The organism is Bacillus sp. RHFS10, assembly GCF_016757475.1.
In the GTDB taxonomy this organism is placed as follows: domain Bacteria; phylum Bacillota; class Bacilli; order Bacillales; family Bacillaceae; genus Bacillus; species Bacillus subtilis_G.
In genome coordinates this window covers 1,045,940-1,063,109 of the sequence record NZ_JAESPO010000001.1, presented here as the reverse complement: position 1 = coordinate 1,063,109, position 17,170 = coordinate 1,045,940, and the positions used below count along the sequence as shown (strand labels likewise).

The following is a 17,170-nucleotide window of genomic DNA, read 5'->3' as shown; positions in this document are numbered from 1 at the left end:
TCATAAAGTGTAGATGATGCAGTGTATTCAGCCTACCCGGATTTGATTGGGCGTTTGATGAAAAAGAAGGGGTGTGAACTCATTGGGCCTGTATCCATCTGACTGGTCAAAAGCGCCGCCTCACGTACATGCTTATCTTGCCAAGACGACCATAGAACAGGGACATTATCATCTCATTGAAGGGTTTACTCAGCCGGCAAACGGATCGAATACGGATCAGCATACACACTACTTTTCAGGGATTACGTCTTTTGAAAACGGACATTTTCACCGGTATTACGGAATCTCGGGCCCTGCGATTCCCCGGACAGACGGCACCCATTACCACGAAATCGAAGAAACGACGTATCTGGCCTATAATGAGCCGATTGAGATCAGGTACGGAGGCGTTGTGTATGACCCGAATGATGACGGAAGAAAAACGCATCGGCATGCCCTGAAAGGGAAGACGAGAGAAATCGTCGGCAATGAGCCGCTCGGCTGGTAGAAGGATGTTTACCGATGCAAAAAAAGGGCAAAATGGATAGGTGGTTGTACATGATGAATGCTATAATGGGGGGAGATTTATAAAAGAGAGTGATACATATTGAATAATACGAAGCAGCCCGTTGTCATTTTAGTAGGACCGACGGCAGTGGGGAAAACAAATTTAAGTATTCAGCTGGCTAAATCCTTGAACGCGGAAATTATCAGCGGAGATTCGATGCAGGTTTATAAAGGGATGGATATTGGAACAGCTAAAATCACCGAACAGGAGATGGAGGGAGTGTCCCATCATCTGATTGACATTTTAGATCCCCGAGATTCCTTCTCCACCGCAGATTATCAAAACTTAGTGAGAAACAAAATCAGCGAGATTGCCAAAAGAGGAAAGCTTCCGATGATTGTCGGCGGTACAGGGCTTTACATACAATCTGTGCTTTACGATTATACATTTACGGAAGAGGCGAACGATCCTGCGTTTCGGCAGAGCCTGCAAATGGCTGCTGAGCGGGAAGGCGCTGACTTTCTTCATGCAAAACTCGCTGCGGCAGATCCAGAGGCAGCTGCTGCGATTCATCCGAATAACACAAGAAGAGTCATTCGCGCGCTGGAAATTTTACAAACGTCTGGAAAAACGATGTCTCAGCATTTGAAGGAGCAAAAACGAGAACTCCTGTACAATGCAGTGTTAATCGGGCTGACAATGGATAGAGACACGCTTTACGCTAGAATTAATCAGCGTGTCGATATGATGATGGAGGCAGGTCTTCTTTCGGAAGTGAAACGCCTCTACGACAGGAATGTGAGGGACTGTCAATCGATTCAAGCGATAGGCTATAAGGAGCTATTTGCACATTTTGACGATTTTGTGACGCTTTCTGATGCCGTCGATCAATTGAAGCAGAACTCAAGGCGGTATGCGAAACGCCAGCTGACATGGTTTCGCAACAAAATGCAGGTGACCTGGTTCGATATGACACCACCCGTTGATATGGAGCTGAAAAAAAAGGAAATTTTCACACATATAGCAGGAAAACTCGAACTTTAATCGAAACTGTATGATATAGAGAATCAAGGAGGACGAAACATGAAACCGATTAATATTCAGGATCAGTTTTTGAATCAAATCCGGAAAGAAAATACGTATGTCACTGTTTTTTTGCTGAATGGCTTTCAGTTGCGGGGCCAGGTGAAAGGCTTTGATAACTTTACCGTATTGCTGGAATCGGAAGGGAAGCAGCAGCTTATATATAAACATGCGATCTCAACGTTTGCGCCTCAAAAAAACGTCCAGCTTGAACTCGAATAGATCAAGAATACCATGTTAAGGCATGGGGAGGCTGTCGGGGGAATTCCGGCAGCCATTTTTTAAAATTGATCCACTTTCGTTCCAAGCTTTTTTGTAAGCTGACCATGCCAAGGCACGGTCTTTTTTTATGAGATCAACATATGTGAGATAAAATGGTATATGATGTATAAAAATGATCCGGGAGTGACGCGACCTTGTTTGAAAGTGAAGCAGAACTTAGACGAATCAGGATTGCGCTTGTGTGGATAGCCGTATTTTTGCTGTTCGGGGCGTGCGGGAATCAAGACACCATCATTGAAACAGACAGCGGCAATTCAGGCTATGAAACGCCTCAGCCAACCTCGTTTCCTCTTGAACATAATCATTTTGGCGTTGTGGAGGACGGCTATATCAAAATTTATGAGTATAATGAGTCCCGCAATGAGGTAAAGCTGAAAAAAGAATATTCGGATGATGATGAGCTTGAATAAAATTCACAAGCATCCGAATTTACAAAGCGGATGCTACCCGCTAAACTAAATACAGACACAGATCAAACAGAGGGTGAAAACATGAAGCATAAAGTGATCGTGAATCATTGGGAAGAAATTTGCGAAGATGATTCTTGCTATGAGTACGGAACAAGCATCATTGTGAACGGAAAAGAATTAATCAGAGAAGCGTCAATTATCAGCGCCTTGAAGGCGGTTTTAGAAGAGATCGGTGCGGATGTTGAAATAGAAGAAACAGTAGAGAGCGAAAAATGCTGTGATAGCTTAAGAAAAAAAAATCTAGACTACTAAGCAGTTTTTTTTCATGTTATGATATACATCGGCTTAAAAACGACACCCCGAGTAGGACGAGAGATCATTCTCGTTCTGCTCTCTTTTTTGGGCCCTGATGAGCCTGCCCATTTGCCTGATTTGATCAAAATATGAATTTTTCACGAAAACAAATCTATATATTGTGTTTTTGTTAGAGGATAGTATACTATATATAGTGTTAGTGATGAGAGATTCATATTTTTTGATAGGTCGTGATAAAACGTGGTACAAATCATATTTGATTCGAAAACAGGGAATGTTCAGCGGTTTGTGAATAAAATAGACTTTCAGCAGATACGCAAGGTGGACGACATTGACCACATGGACACTCCGTTTGTTTTGGTCACCTACACGACGAACTTCGGTCAGGTACCGGCATCAACACAATCATTTCTCGAAAAATACGCCCATCTTTTATTAGGAGTCGCTGCGAGCGGCAATAAAGTATGGGGCGATAACTTTGCAAAAAGCGCCGATACCATTTCAAGACAATATCAGGTGCCGATCTTGCACAAATTTGAACTCAGCGGCACATCTAAAGACGTTGAATTGTTTACTCAGGAGGTAGAAAGAGTTGTCACAAAATCAAGTGCCAAAATGGATCCAGTTAAATAACGAAATCATGATCCAAAAAGATGGAAAATTCCAGTTTGATAAGGATAAAGAGGCTGTACATAGCTATTTTGTAGATTATATCAACCAAAACACAGTTTTCTTTCACGACTTAAAAGAGAAGCTGGATTATTTGATTGAAAACCAATACTACGAAGAGGAATTCTTAAGCCTTTATTCTTTTGAAGACATTAAAGACGTGTTTAAGACAGCTTACGCTAAGAAGTTTCGTTTTCCTTCCTTCATGAGTGCGTTTAAATTCTATAATGACTATGCTTTGAAGACGAATGACAAGAAAAAAATCCTCGAGCGTTATGAGGACCGAATCTCAATTGTTGCGCTGTTCTTCGCAAACGGCGACACTGAGAAAGCAAAAGAATATGTGAACTTGATGATCAATCAGGAATATCAGCCGAGCACACCGACATTTTTGAACGCCGGCAGAAAACGCCGCGGTGAACTGGTGAGCTGCTTCTTGCTCGAAGTTAATGATTCTTTAAACGACATTTCAAGAGCGATCGATATCTCCATGCAGCTTTCTAAGCTGGGCGGCGGGGTTTCTCTTAACCTGTCCAAGCTCCGCGCCAAAGGTGAAGCCATTAAAGATGTTGAAAATGCCACAAAAGGTGTTGTAGGCGTGATGAAGCTCCTTGATAATGCGTTCCGCTACGCTGACCAAATGGGACAAAGACAAGGATCTGGAGCGGCGTACTTAAACATATTCCACCGCGATATCAATGATTTTCTTGATACGAAAAAGATTTCAGCGGATGAAGATGTACGTGTCAAAACGCTTTCTATCGGTGTTGTCATTCCGGATAAATTCGTTGAGCTTGCGCGTGAGGACAAAGCGGCTTACGTATTTTATCCGCACACGATTTATAAAGAGTACGGCCAGCATATGGATGAGCTGGACATGAACGAAATGTACGACAAATTTGTCGACAATCCCCGGGTGAAAAAGGAAAAAATCAACCCGCGGAAATTGCTTGAAAAACTGGCGATGCTTCGTTCTGAATCAGGCTATCCATACATCATGTTCCAAGATAACGTGAATAAAGTGCATGCGAATAACCATATTTCCAAGGTGAAATTTTCTAACCTTTGCTCTGAAGTGCTTCAGGCATCACAGGTTTCTTCATACACAGACTATGACGTAGAAGATGAAATTGGTTTGGATATTTCTTGCAACCTGGGTTCACTTAACATTCTCAATGTCATGGAGCACAAATCAATCGAAAAGACAGTTAAGCTTGCGACAGACTCTTTAACACACGTGTCTGAAACGACTGATATCCGCAACGCGCCTGCTGTAAGACGGGCAAATAAAGCGATGAAATCAATCGGTCTCGGCGCTATGAACCTTCACGGCTATCTTGCGCAAAACGGCATTGCGTATGAAAGTCCGGAAGCGCGTGACTTTGCAAACACGTTTTTTATGATGGTGAACTTCTACTCCATCCAGCGCTCAGCGGAAATCGCAAAAGAGAAGGGCGAAACGTTTGATCAATATGAAGGATCAACCTATGCGACAGGTGAATATTTCGAAAAATACGTTTCAACAGATTTCTCACCGAAATACGAAAAAATCGCTACTCTATTTGAAGGTATGCATATCCCGACAGCAGAGGACTGGGAAAAGCTAAAAGCATTTGTGGCTGAACACGGCATGTACCACAGCTACAGATTATGCATTGCGCCAACAGGCTCTATCTCATACGTTCAATCAAGCACGGCGTCTGTCATGCCGATTATGGAACGGATTGAAGAAAGAACATACGGGAACTCAAAAACGTACTACCCAATGCCTGGGCTTGCATCTAATAACTGGTTCTTCTATAAAGAAGCCTATGATATGGACATGTTTAAGGTTGTGGATATGATCGGGACTATCCAGCAGCACATTGATCAGGGAATCAGCTTCACGTTGTTCTTAAAAGATACAATGACGACTCGTGATTTAAACCGAATCGATCTGTATGCACATCACAGAGGAATTAAAACCATTTACTATGCAAGAACGAAAGATACTGGGCAAGACAGCTGCCTTTCTTGTGTTGTTTGATTAAAGGAGAGTTTATAGTGACGAAAATTTATGACGCAGCAAACTGGTCAAAGCATGAAGACGATTTTACCCAAATGTTCTATAACCAAAACGTGAAACAGTTCTGGCTTCCGGAAGAGATTGCTTTAAACGGCGATCTCCTCACATGGAAGTACCTCGGGAAAAACGAGCAGGACACTTATATGAAGGTACTGGCCGGACTGACTCTTCTTGATACAGAGCAGGGGAATACGGGAATGCCGATCGTGGCTGAACACGTAGACGGCCACCAGCGGAAAGCGGTGCTGAACTTTATGGCGATGATGGAGAACGCTGTCCATGCGAAGTCGTACTCTAATATTTTCATGACCCTGGCACCGACTGAAACGATTAATGAAGTATTCGAATGGGTTAAGCAAAATAAATATTTGCAGAAAAAAGCGCAAGTCATCGTCGGACTTTACAAAGCCATTCAAAAAGATGATGAGATTTCACTATTCAAAGCGATGGTTGCTTCCGTCTATTTGGAAAGTTTCCTTTTCTACAGCGGTTTCTATTATCCGTTATATTTCTACGGACAAGGAAAACTGATGCAGAGCGGTGAAATCATTAACCTGATTCTTCGTGATGAAGCGATTCACGGCGTGTATGTGGGTCTGCTTGCTCAGGAAATTTATAATAAGCAGACAGAAGAGAAAAAAGCAGAGCTTCGCGAGTTTGCGATCAACCTTCTGGATGAGTTATATGAAAATGAGCTTGAGTATACAGAGGACTTGTACGATCAAGTTGGACTCTCACACGATGTAAAGAAATTCATCCGCTATAATGCCAATAAAGCGCTGATGAACCTTGGATTCGATCCATACTTTGAAGAGGAAGACATTAACCCGATCGTTTTAAATGGATTAAATACAAAAACAAAATCACATGACTTCTTCTCTATGAAGGGTAACGGTTATAAAAAAGCGACAGTTGAGCCGCTCAAAGACGATGACTTTTATTTTGGAGATGAAAAAGAGCAGATCTAATATCTGCTCTTTTCGGCTTGAAGGTACAAATGAGGAGGACGCAGTAATCATGGGAAAAATGGACGAAATAATATTGGTCGCCCCGCGCGATGCCGTGTTTAAGAAAGAAAGCATAACCTTCCAGGGTGTGAACAGTGAAGATAGCAGAGTAGCAGAAATCATGGCTCAGATCGAAGCGGGCTATCGTGAAATGAGAAGGGGAGATGCAGAAGAAGATCCTCATTATAAGCAGCCGATTCCTTATGTCGTCATTAAGCGGGAAGATGAAGTTTTCCTTTACGAGCGGCTGGCTGGCGGCGGAGAATCACGTCTGCACAATAAACTTTCTCTCGGCTTTGGAGGTCATATGAACTCCATTGAAGGAGCGGCTTCATTTACAGAAGTCTTAAAGCTGAACACAGACCGTGAGCTTGACGAAGAACTGCAAATCAACGAAGAGGATAAACAGGCGATTGTCACTCTGGGGCTCATCAATGATGATGAGAACAGTGTCGGCAAAGTGCATATCGGTATTCTGTCTGCGCTTCAATTAAAGTCTGGTTCACAAGTGGAAGTCAAAGAGAAAGAGCAAATTGCGGGAAAATGGATGAAAGTCTCTGAATTAAAACGGGACGACATCTATAACCGTCTGGAAACATGGTCTCAATTTGTTGTTGATATTCTTGAATAATAGAACCCGGTTTCTCGTGATGAGGAGCCGGGGTTTTTTATGAGACGCTCGTCCGCCTCTCGATTATGATTCTAGAATGACAATCGCGTCAAAGCCGGCATTTTTCGCTCTAGTGGCAAGGGCGTCTGCATTGGCTTTGGATAAAAATGCGCCAATCTGTACTTTGTATAATCCGTCCTTTAAAAGGACAATCGTGTCAAAGCCTTTAGCTTCGACACTGCTTGCGAGTGAGTCCGCATTCGCTTTTACTTTAAATGCGCCGGCCTGAACCTTATATAAGCCTGAACTGGAGGTCTTTTTAAGCTTAAAGGCTTGCTCCAATCCGTTTGCATGGCCTCTCGCTAAGCTTTGAATAAAGCTGCTTGTTTTCAGCTTATTCGCATCCGCTACGGTATCAATGAACCCGTTCTCAGTCAATAGGGCAGGCATTGCCGACTCCCTTAGGACGTGGAAGTTTGCTGTTTTTTTGCCGCGGTCTGCAAAGTTGACAGCTTGTATCACTTCAGAGTGAATCGCAGATTGGTAAATCGTCGTCGGGGCCCCCACACCCGGGTAAATATAGCTTTCAAAACCTGTGCCTCCCCCGGCATTAATGTGAATGGACAAAAAGAAATCTGCACCCCAGTTATTTGCAGCATTGGTCCGATCGCTTAAGCTGACATATTGGTCGCTTGTCCGGCTCAGCAGCAAAGAAACGCCTTCATACTCATTTGTCAATATCGTACGCAAAGCTAAAGCGATTTGCAGGGTTAACGTTTTTTCTTGAAGGCCATTTCCTGTTGCGCCTGGATCAGAGCCGCCATGGCCAGCGTCAATAAAAATTTTAACCATTCTCTATCACCTCATTACAGGATATGAAAAAACACGACTTCTGCTTGTACGATTATCATTCGTCTGAAAAATAAGGAAATAACCCTTTCACATGCGGAAATTATTTCTCGGGAAAGCGCACAATTCAACATGAAGCGACAGCAGATTCTCTCTGAATGAAAAATGTGAAAAAATCATTTGTTTGTGAGTATTAGTATGATGGGGGCGGCTTGATTTCCGCTGATTCCATCTGGTCTTCGGCTTTGCATCAGGTATTTGAAACGTAAATGAATGCGCAGAGCTCCTATATGCTGAGAAGAAAAAGGGAAGGAAAACGTGTCGCTGAAGACATCTCTTTATTAATAGAAGAAAAAGAAATATCTCGGGTATCTTAGGCCGAATGAGGGCGTCAAATTAACCGAGTTTTGGCTTGGTTCCTGTTCAAAACCGAAAGCGCTATTCTAAACAGGGTGCGCGAAGGAGCTCTGGTGGGCTCTTCCGCTGACAAATTTGTTTGAGCTGTTAAAAGCGATATAGGAAATGTCCCTCAAGGGATGATAGAAACCTGATATTGAGTAAATAGTGATAATGAGGTTTATCTGTCAAAGGCATATCTCCGGTGTTCCTTACAAAATTGTTAAAAACAAAATCTCTTGGTTTGTCCACCCCATGTCCTTGAATACAATAAGAAATAAAGTATTTCTCGGGAAAGCGCAAGATTCCTTATCATTCCCGATAAAAGCAATTGTTTCGACACATGATAGGCGTTTGTCACAAAGGGCATCCGCTTGAATATCATATAGAGAGAACAGAGAGGTGAAAATGTTGGAGCGCGCTGTGACATATAAAAACAACGGACAGATCAACATTATTCTTAACGGACAAAAGCAGGTGCTGACGAATGCTGAGGCAGAGGCGGAATATCAAGCTGCATTGCAAAAAAACGAAGCGAAGCACGGTATTTTAAAGGAAATGGAAAAAGAGATGAGCACGTTGGTTGGGATGGAGGAAATGAAGCGTAACATCAAGGAAATATACGCTTGGATTTTTGTAAACCAAAAACGCGCGGAGCAAGGCTTGAAGGTGGGGAAGCAAGCGCTGCACATGATGTTTAAAGGAAATCCGGGAACAGGAAAAACGACGGTTGCTCGGCTGATCGGCAGGCTGTTCTTTGAAATGAATGTCTTGTCAAAAGGCCACTTGATAGAAGCAGAGCGGGCTGATCTGGTCGGGGAATATATCGGCCACACCGCCCAAAAGACGAGAGATTTAATCAAAAAATCATTAGGAGGCATTTTGTTTATAGACGAAGCTTACTCGCTGGCAAGAGGCGGTGAAAAGGACTTTGGGAAAGAAGCGATCGACACGCTCGTCAAGCATATGGAAGATAAACAGCATGAGTTTATTTTGATCCTCGCCGGATATTCTCGGGAAATGGATCATTTTCTCTCATTAAATCCCGGTCTCCAATCAAGATTTCCCATCTCCATTGATTTTCCGGATTATTCTGTCACCCAGCTCATGGAGATAGCGAAACGAATGATCGCAGAAAGAGAATACCAGCTCAGTCAAGAAGCGGAATGGAAATTGAAAGATTACTTAATGACAGTGAAAAGCACGACAAGTCCCATTAAATTCAGCAATGGCCGTTTTGTCAGAAATGTGATCGAAAAATCGATCAGAGCGCAAGCCATGAGGCTTTTAATGGGCGATCAATACTTAAAGAGCGACTTGATGACCATTAAAAGCCAAGATCTTTCCATTAAAGAAGAAGCGTCTGGCTCTGTATAGACCTCTCAGTTTTCGAGAGGTCTGTTTTTTGCTGTATTTCTAACTTTTCAAAGCAGTCGATTTGTGGTATACACATGAAGGGTTTGGTATGATAATACTACTGCCCAATATGCAAAAGAAAGGAACATCCATTTGAACGAACAGGAAACAAGACAGGAAAAAGCCATTTTAGTCGGATGTCAGCTGCCGCATATCACGGATGAGCATTTTGAAAACTCTATGGAAGAGCTTGCATCTCTGACAAAAACAGCAGACGGAACCGTATTGACCAGCGTCACTCAAAAAAGGAACAGGGCTGACGCCGCTACATATATAGGAAAAGGAAAGGTAGAAGAGCTGAAGGCATTGGTGGAAGAGCTTGAAGCTGATCTCCTTATTTTTAATGATGAGCTATCGCCAAGTCAATTGAAGTCATTGGCAACTGCAATTGAAGTGAAAATGATTGACCGCACGCAATTGATATTAGATATTTTCGCAAAGCGGGCGAGAACGAGAGAAGGCAAACTCCAGATTGAACTGGCTCAGCTGCAATATGCACTTCCGCGTCTGACGGGGCAAGGAATTAATCTTTCCCGGCAAGGCGGAGGAATCGGGGCGAGAGGTCCCGGGGAAACAAAACTGGAAACCGACCGCCGCCATATCAGAAATCGTATTCATGAAATCAACACACAGCTCTCGACTGTCACTCGCCATAGAAGCCGATACCGTGAAAGAAGAAAGAAAAATGGCGTGCTTCAAATTGCGCTTGTCGGATACACAAACGCGGGGAAATCTACATGGTTCAACCGCTTGACAAGTGCAGACAGTTATGAAGAAGACCTTCTGTTTGCCACACTGGACCCGATGACCAGAAAAATGGTCCTGCCAAGCGGCTACAGCGTACTTCTGTCAGATACAGTAGGATTTATTCAGGATCTTCCGACGACACTGATTGCTGCATTTCGGTCAACGCTTGAGGAAGTCAAAGAAGCGGATTTGATCCTGCATTTGATTGATTCCTCAAATGAGGATTACCCGGGACACGAAAAAACGGTGCTTCGGTTGCTTGAGGAACTTGAAGCCGATGACATCCCTATGCTGACGGCTTACAATAAGCGTGATCAAAAGCTGCCTGATTTTATTCCGACGGCCGGGAGAGATCACATTATGGTCAGTGCGAAATTTGAGGAAGACGCCTATACGTTTAAAGAAGCGATTCAGCGCTATTTGCGCCAAGAACTGTTAACATCTTTTGAAGCACGTGTGCCGGCAAGTGAAGGGAAGCTTCTTTCTAGAATCAAATCGGAAACGATGGTTGACCGGTTCTGCTTTGATGAAGAAAATGAACGGTACGACATATCAGGCTATGTACAAGAAGAGCAAAGCATCATCGGTGAATTAAAGAAGTATATGTAGGAAGGAAATACAAAAACATGTTTGACACATTAACACACGGAGAATTATTGAAAAAAACGGCAATGGAAGTGGAAGCGGACATTGCCGGCGTTCATAAACAAATAGAAGAAATCAGTGAGCGCAATGAATGGAGAGTGCTTCAAAGCTATAGAAAACACAAAGTAAGCGACACTCATTTCACGCCGTCTACTGGATACGGCTATGATGATATCGGAAGAGATACGCTTGAAAGCATTTATGCGGATGTGTTTGGCGGAGAAGCGGGATTGGTAAGACCGCAAATTATCTCAGGCACACACGCCATTTCGATTGCTCTTTTCGGTGTTCTCAGACCGGGGGACGAGCTCCTTTATATAACGGGCAAGCCATATGATACGCTAGAAGAAATTGTGGGCGTCAGAGGCGGAGAAAACGCTGGATCATTAAAGGATTTTCAAATCGGCTACAATGCGGTTGATCTGACGGAAGACGGTAAAATAGACTATGATGCAGTCGCCGCTGCGATCAATCCGAAGACGAAAGTAATCGGCATTCAGCGCTCAAAGGGATATGCGAATCGTCCTTCTTTCTTAATCAGTGAAATAAAAGAAATGATCCGTTTCGTAAAAGAAATCAATGAAAACCTGGTCGTATTTGTGGACAATTGTTACGGTGAATTTGTAGAAGAGCTTGAGCCTTGCCATGTCGGAGCCGATCTGATGGCGGGATCTCTCATTAAAAATCCCGGCGGAGGCCTTGCGAAAACAGGAGGCTATCTCGTCGGAAAAGCGAAATGGATTGAAGCTTGCTCATACCGTATGACGTCACCGGGCATCGGCAGGGAAGCAGGGGCATCTCTTTATTCGCTCCAAGAAATGTATCAAGGCTTCTTTTTGGCGCCTCACGTTGTGTCCCAAAGTTTAAAGGGAGCTGTGTTTACAGCAAGGTTCCTAGAAAAACTAAGCTTTACTTCAAACCCGAAATGGGATGCGAAAAGAACGGATTTGATTCAATCTGTTGAGTTTTCTGACAGAGAAAAAATGATTGCCTTTTGCCAGGCGATTCAATATGCCTCACCGATCAATGCGCACGTTACGCCTTATCCGGCCTACATGCCGGGATATGAAGATGATGTCATTATGGCAGCAGGCACATTTATCCAAGGAGCAAGCATCGAATTATCAGCAGATGGCCCTATCCGCCCGCCGTATGTAGCGTATGTTCAGGGAGGATTAACCTATTCTCATGTGAAGAATGCCATCTGCAGTGCAGTGGATTCACTCATGGAAAAGAAATTAATTTAAATTTTTTAAAAATTTCACTGAATTTGATGTTAAGAATCCTTACATCTTATTGACACAAAATATAACATCACCTATAATGAAACTAAGTTAAGAAAAGGAGGAAATTGAGATGAGTGATAATATTCGCCGCTCAATGCCTTTATTTCCAATAGGAATTGTCATGCAGTTAACTGAGTTATCAGCAAGACAAATTCGATATTATGAGGAAAATGGACTGATATTTCCAGCGAGAAGCGAAGGGAATAGACGATTATTTTCGTTCCATGATGTAGATAAACTGTTAGAAATCAAGCACCTGATAGAACAAGGTGTAAACATGGCAGGGATTAAACAAATTCTGGCGAAAGCAGAAGCCGAACCAGAGCAAAAACAAAACGAGAAGACGAAAAAACCAATGAAACATGATCTGTCCGATGACGAACTGAGACAGCTCCTGAAAAACGAGCTCATGCAAGCCGGCCGTTTTCAACGAGGGAATACATTCCGCCAAGGCGACATGTCCCGCTTCTTTCATTAATCCGTTAGCAACTGTTTTGCTATATACATTTACCTTTTAAGAGGAGGAGTTTTACGAAATGGCAAAGTACACTAGAGAAGATATCGTAAAATTAGTCAAAGAAGAAAACGTGAAGTATATCCGTCTTCAGTTTACTGACATTCTTGGAACAATCAAGAACGTTGAAATTCCTGTAAGCCAGCTTGAAAAAGCGCTTGATAATAAAGTCATGTTTGACGGTTCTTCTATTGAAGGATTCGTTCGCATCGAAGAGTCAGACATGTACCTGTATCCAGATCTGAATACATTTGTTATCTTCCCATGGACAGCTGAAAAAGGTAAAGTAGCACGTTTCATCTGTGATATCTACAATCCGGATGGTACACCTTTCGAAGGTGACCCGCGAAACAATTTAAAACGGATTCTGAAAGAAATGGAAGACCTCGGCTTCAGTGATTTCAACCTCGGACCTGAGCCTGAATTCTTCTTATTCAAATTAGACGAAAAAGGCGAGCCGACGCTTGAACTAAACGACAAAGGCGGATATTTCGACTTGGCTCCAACTGACTTGGGAGAAAACTGCCGCCGTGATATCGTACTTGAGCTTGAAGAGATGGGCTTTGAAATCGAAGCGTCTCACCATGAAGTTGCGCCTGGCCAGCACGAAATCGACTTTAAATATGCTGGTGCTGTCCGCTCTTGTGACGACATCCAAACGTTTAAACTAGTTGTCAAAACAATTGCCCGCAAACACGGTCTGCATGCGACATTTATGCCAAAACCGTTGTTCGGTGTGAACGGTTCCGGTATGCACTGCAATCTATCACTCTTCAAAGATGGCGTTAACTCATTCTATGACGAAAACGCTGATCTTCAGTTAAGTGAAACAGCGAAACACTTCATTGCAGGTATCGTGAAGCACGCAACAAGCTTTACAGCAGTAACAAACCCGACTGTGAACTCTTACAAACGTCTTGTCCCTGGCTATGAAGCACCTTGCTACGTAGCATGGAGCGCGCAAAACAGAAGCCCGCTTATCCGTATCCCGGCTTCCCGCGGCATCAGCACACGTGTTGAAGTACGCAGCGTAGACCCAGCTGCTAACCCGTACCTTGCACTCAGCGTATTGCTTGCTGCAGGCTTAGACGGAATCAAAAACAAACTGGAAGCGCCAGCTCCAATCGACCGCAACATCTACGTGATGAACAAAGAAGAGCGCATGGAAAACGGAATCGTCGACCTTCCAGCAACACTTGCGGAAGCGCTAGAAGAATTCAAATCAAACGAAGTCATGGTCAAAGCGCTAGGCGAGCACCTATTCGAACATTTCATCGAGTCAAAAGAAATCGAATGGGATATGTTCCGCACACAAGTTCATCCTTGGGAACGCGAACAGTATATGTCTCAGTATTAATCTTTCAATCCCTTGGCACTATTGGTGTCAGGGGATTTTTTGATTTTGATTAATAGAATGAGAAATTAGCATTTTTGGTCAATGACCAAATTATGACCAAAAATATTTGAAATTAGAAATCTAACTCTACGATTGAGGACATAAAACATTACAAATTTAGAAGCATTGGTGTATTTATTACACAACCTATAGGAGGTAATAAATGAGAGTCATTTGGGAGAACATTGAATATGATCCTTTTAAGGTTAATGGACATCAGTGAAGATGAATTTAACTTTGCCTTAAGAATATAAAAAATTGATCATAACAAAATGGTGGATTGATTTAATTTTAATGCGTTCCCAAGAAATCAGGAAACATCTTGGTCAGACGACCATATTGAAGTTGAGGGGCTACCACAAAAACTGTTGTTCATACAGGGAGATGGACACAAATGGGTTGTATTAGATTATCGCCAAACTAATGAGAATACACCTGTACAGTATTTTGACCTTGAATTAAATACAGACTTTAGGATTGCAGACTTATTTAATGAATTTTTATCTAAGCTATACACATATGAATGCGAAGATGAAATTCATGAATACGATAACTTAGATTTTGATGAAATTCATACTATTGATCTAAATGATCCTGATGCTATACAGAAAGAAGAAGTCGAAGACCTAGAGTGGATACTGCACATTCTTACTGAAAATGCCATAGGAGCAAAAGGTGATATGGGTTTTGAATTGGCTGATGTATTGATGTCAATTGTTTCTTCGTACACACACTAAATAAAGTCGAACAATTTAAGAACTATAGTTTGAGAAGCTGCTCAGGAGGTAGGAAAGTCCAAAAACGAAGATACTGAGATGATATTGGATCAACTTAAAGACTTCATGTAAAACAAACTTTAATTTCCTCTCTTGTTTATTCTTAATATCATCTTGACAAGAATGGTAATATGTTAAAATACTAAGAAAAGAAGGAATGAATGAAAAAACTATACAGAAGACTAAGACATTCGTTTTGAGTTAGTTTCTGCCGATCATGTTTTGGTATATTCATATTATCATTGCTGTCTCATACAATGGAAAAGTTAGCTTTTTTGATGAAAATCTAAATAAGAAAACATCTTTCAAATTCTATGCGGGCAATAGTGAAATGTTATTGAATGATATTAAATTTGATGATAGTAACATGTACGTCCTTATCAAAGGGTTTGACATGCAAAAAGAGAATGTCTTAGGGGAAATAACCTCCTATGACTTAAAATCAGGGAAAAAGGTTAATACAACACCATTAAAAGCAAAAAAAGAATGGGAAATTGCACGTTTTGAATTATTGCATAATGAATAAGATTAGGAGGATATCTCATTTGGGTGGTCCTGCATTTTTAATACTACTTGTACTGCCGGCTGTATCATTTATCTTAGGGATAATAGGATACTTTATCTTCAAAATATGGATAACAACCTTGATTATATTTGTACTCTCTTTAGTTTTTATGCTAATTGAAATAGGGTTAGAGCCGACTTTTTTGATCTGGGTGACTATCATGACAGTTGTATGTTTTATATCTGGAATTCTAACTAAATCCATTGCAATTTTAATTAGAGGATGATAGCAGAAGCGAAGCGTTGCGATAACTTTGACAGCATTTTTGTCGTACATTTCTTTCAATGAAACCCTAAGTAATATGGCAACTTGATTTGCTCCTAATTAACCACCCCCTTTTATAAGGGAGTTTTATTTATTACCAACATTTACATCGAACCTTTGTTCTTGTTTGTGGTGAATAGAGAACATTTGTTCTGTTAATATTAGATCAATAAAGGAGTGAGCGATATGCTTAGAGATCGAGGAACAATCAAATTTATATTCAATGTCAAGAACTTAATTTAAAACCCAGTTTCGGGAAGTCTTTTTATATAATGTCACACAAAATGTAATGGAAAAGTAGGCGTTTTAAGGTGATTCGTGACAGAGGTCGTATTAAGTGGGTTTCCATGGTGTTACCTAAATATGTAAAATTACTAAGGGAATATAATGAAAGTTTAGATAAAGTCAAAAAAACGGTTTTGGATGAACAAAAAATCTGAAGAATTTAATGAAATTATCTGCGGGGCTATGGAAGGGAACATTATTCTACAATTCACCTTCTATCAAAAAGGGGAAATGAAGAAACTTGTCGGTAATATTCATTATATCGACCAGCTAAAAAGAGAATTGCGAATTGTTGATTACTCGACTAAAAAACATATTTTAAAATTAGGAGATATTATTGAAATTGAGCAATATTAAGAAAATTAGAAATGCAAACTTAATAAGGGGTAGCGTAAGGTCAGGAAAATGCTAATATTTAAAAGCCCAATTTCTAAGTATTGAATTTGAAAAATTGGGCTTTTTTCACTCCGCAATCGCGCCCTTTTGCTTAACAAAGTTGCGATCTTCATATAGTGCTTATAGACAAGAGGGTATTCCAACAGAGGTATTGCCATGGAGTTATCAGTTGATTAGCTTGGTAATTGAAGATGAATTGAAGATGATGATAGAATCAATGAAAGACGTATTAGAAAACGTCCTTCAAGTTGAAAACACCTTAAAAAACAGTGACTATAAACAGTTATTCTTCCTATTAAATCTGCCTAAAGATAACTGGCCAAGTTTAAATCAGCGACTGACATTCGTTAAATTACTTCCCCATTCTCCGTTTGGGGTTAACCAACTTATTATTCTATCCTCAAGCAGATCACCAACAACTTCTTCATATTTTTTTCGATAAGGATTTGGCAATTCTTCCTGTAACCAACTGTCTTTTGTACCTTGCCAGATTTCATAAAAAATAAAGTTGTACCGTTTCACCCCTTTGGATTGGTTATCTAAAGGGGTGTTTTTATATTGAAAGAAAAAGAACATCTGAAGTTGAAAGTGGATTAAAAAACTGTTGAGTGACAATAGAGTTGTTCCGTTAAAGGGCCATATTGTTGAAGATTAACTAGGAAGGAAAATGATGTTAAAATGAAGCTTAAAGCAAAGGGGGGTTAGAA

General features: G+C 41.4%; 20 protein-coding genes. 17 read left to right on the top strand and 3 right to left on the bottom strand.

The features are described from left to right. Positions 1 to 73: 73 nt before the first annotated feature. From JMN17_RS05325 to JMN17_RS05285, 9 genes are all read left to right on the top strand, one after another. Positions 74 to 487, top strand: a complete 414-nt coding sequence (locus JMN17_RS05325; protein WP_087991478.1) for a YmaF family protein — start codon at positions 74 to 76, stop codon at positions 485 to 487. A 99-nt stretch (positions 488 to 586) separates the two neighbouring features. Further along, the gene (gene miaA, locus JMN17_RS05320; RefSeq protein ID WP_202327653.1) at positions 587 to 1,531 is read left to right on the top strand and encodes a tRNA (adenosine(37)-N6)-dimethylallyltransferase MiaA; all 945 of its coding nucleotides are present in this window, start codon (positions 587 to 589) and stop codon (positions 1,529 to 1,531) included. Between the two features lie 39 nt (positions 1,532 to 1,570). Continuing rightward, positions 1,571 to 1,792, top strand: a complete 222-nt coding sequence (hfq, locus tag JMN17_RS05315; protein WP_003221097.1) for an RNA chaperone Hfq — start codon at positions 1,571 to 1,573, stop codon at positions 1,790 to 1,792. Positions 1,793 to 1,986: 194 nt separating this feature from the next. Then, a complete protein-coding gene (locus JMN17_RS05310) occupies positions 1,987 to 2,262 on the top strand; it encodes a YmzC family protein (RefSeq protein ID WP_087991480.1) in 276 nt (91 codons plus the stop codon). An 81-nt stretch (positions 2,263 to 2,343) separates the two neighbouring features. After that, positions 2,344 to 2,574 (top strand): hypothetical protein, encoded by a 231-nt coding sequence (locus JMN17_RS05305; protein WP_003238362.1) that lies wholly within the window; start codon positions 2,344 to 2,346, stop codon positions 2,572 to 2,574. A gap of 243 nt (positions 2,575 to 2,817) precedes the next feature. Further along, the gene (gene nrdI / locus JMN17_RS05300; RefSeq protein WP_087991481.1) at positions 2,818 to 3,210 is read left to right on the top strand and encodes a class Ib ribonucleoside-diphosphate reductase assembly flavoprotein NrdI; all 393 of its coding nucleotides are present in this window, start codon (positions 2,818 to 2,820) and stop codon (positions 3,208 to 3,210) included. Beyond that, positions 3,170 to 5,272, top strand: coding sequence for a class 1b ribonucleoside-diphosphate reductase subunit alpha (nrdE, locus tag JMN17_RS05295; RefSeq protein ID WP_087991482.1), 2,103 nt, complete (start codon positions 3,170 to 3,172; stop codon positions 5,270 to 5,272). The genes nrdI and nrdE overlap by 41 nt, the downstream gene beginning before the upstream one ends. A gap of 17 nt (positions 5,273 to 5,289) precedes the next feature. Continuing rightward, positions 5,290 to 6,279, top strand: coding sequence for a class 1b ribonucleoside-diphosphate reductase subunit beta (gene nrdF, locus JMN17_RS05290; protein ID WP_087991483.1), 990 nt, complete (start codon positions 5,290 to 5,292; stop codon positions 6,277 to 6,279). A gap of 49 nt (positions 6,280 to 6,328) precedes the next feature. Beyond that, positions 6,329 to 6,949, top strand: coding sequence for a hypothetical protein (locus tag JMN17_RS05285; RefSeq protein WP_202327652.1), 621 nt, complete (start codon positions 6,329 to 6,331; stop codon positions 6,947 to 6,949). A gap of 63 nt (positions 6,950 to 7,012) precedes the next feature. On the opposite strand, the gene JMN17_RS05280 is transcribed toward JMN17_RS05285, so the two are convergent. Beyond that, positions 7,013 to 7,780, bottom strand: coding sequence for an N-acetylmuramoyl-L-alanine amidase (locus JMN17_RS05280; RefSeq protein WP_202327651.1), 768 nt, complete (start codon positions 7,778 to 7,780; stop codon positions 7,013 to 7,015). A gap of 801 nt (positions 7,781 to 8,581) precedes the next feature. On the opposite strand from JMN17_RS05280, the gene spoVK reads away from it, so the two are divergent. From spoVK to JMN17_RS21885, 7 genes are all read left to right on the top strand, one after another. After that, positions 8,582 to 9,550 (top strand): stage V sporulation protein K, encoded by a 969-nt coding sequence (gene spoVK / locus JMN17_RS05275; RefSeq protein ID WP_148961936.1) that lies wholly within the window; start codon positions 8,582 to 8,584, stop codon positions 9,548 to 9,550. Between the two features lie 132 nt (positions 9,551 to 9,682). After that, positions 9,683 to 10,945 carry a GTPase HflX gene (gene hflX, locus JMN17_RS05270; RefSeq protein WP_087991488.1) on the top strand — a complete coding sequence of 421 codons (1,263 nt, stop codon included), beginning with the start codon at positions 9,683 to 9,685 and terminating at the stop codon, positions 10,943 to 10,945. A gap of 17 nt (positions 10,946 to 10,962) precedes the next feature. Continuing rightward, positions 10,963 to 12,228, top strand: coding sequence for a methionine gamma-lyase family protein (locus JMN17_RS05265; protein WP_087991490.1), 1,266 nt, complete (start codon positions 10,963 to 10,965; stop codon positions 12,226 to 12,228). A gap of 109 nt (positions 12,229 to 12,337) precedes the next feature. After that, complete coding sequence (gene glnR / locus JMN17_RS05260; protein ID WP_003238341.1) at positions 12,338 to 12,745, top strand: transcriptional repressor GlnR; 408 nt, start codon at positions 12,338 to 12,340, stop codon at positions 12,743 to 12,745. Between the two features lie 58 nt (positions 12,746 to 12,803). Then, positions 12,804 to 14,138: a type I glutamate--ammonia ligase gene (glnA, locus tag JMN17_RS05255; protein ID WP_087991491.1), complete on the top strand. Its 1,335-nt coding sequence runs from the start codon at positions 12,804 to 12,806 to the stop codon at positions 14,136 to 14,138. Positions 14,139 to 14,545: 407 nt separating this feature from the next. Beyond that, positions 14,546 to 14,914 carry a hypothetical protein gene (locus JMN17_RS21690; protein WP_242519857.1) on the top strand — a complete coding sequence of 123 codons (369 nt, stop codon included), beginning with the start codon at positions 14,546 to 14,548 and terminating at the stop codon, positions 14,912 to 14,914. A 433-nt stretch (positions 14,915 to 15,347) separates the two neighbouring features. Next, entirely contained in the window at positions 15,348 to 15,479 is a 132-nt protein-coding gene (locus JMN17_RS21885) for a hypothetical protein (protein WP_277986965.1), read from the top strand. Between the two features lie 15 nt (positions 15,480 to 15,494). Here JMN17_RS21885 and JMN17_RS22105 read toward each other — a convergent pair whose 3' ends face one another. Further along, positions 15,495 to 15,794: a hypothetical protein gene (locus tag JMN17_RS22105; protein ID WP_445291675.1), complete on the bottom strand. Its 300-nt coding sequence runs from the start codon at positions 15,792 to 15,794 to the stop codon at positions 15,495 to 15,497. Between the two features lie 411 nt (positions 15,795 to 16,205). On the opposite strand from JMN17_RS22105, the gene JMN17_RS05240 reads away from it, so the two are divergent. Beyond that, on the top strand, positions 16,206 to 16,424 hold the full coding sequence (locus tag JMN17_RS05240; protein WP_242519856.1) for a YolD-like family protein: 219 nt from the start codon (positions 16,206 to 16,208) through the stop codon (positions 16,422 to 16,424). A 369-nt stretch (positions 16,425 to 16,793) separates the two neighbouring features. Here JMN17_RS05240 and JMN17_RS05235 read toward each other — a convergent pair whose 3' ends face one another. Next, a complete protein-coding gene (locus JMN17_RS05235) occupies positions 16,794 to 17,078 on the bottom strand; it encodes a hypothetical protein (protein WP_202327649.1) in 285 nt (94 codons plus the stop codon). Positions 17,079 to 17,170 lie beyond the last annotated feature (92 nt).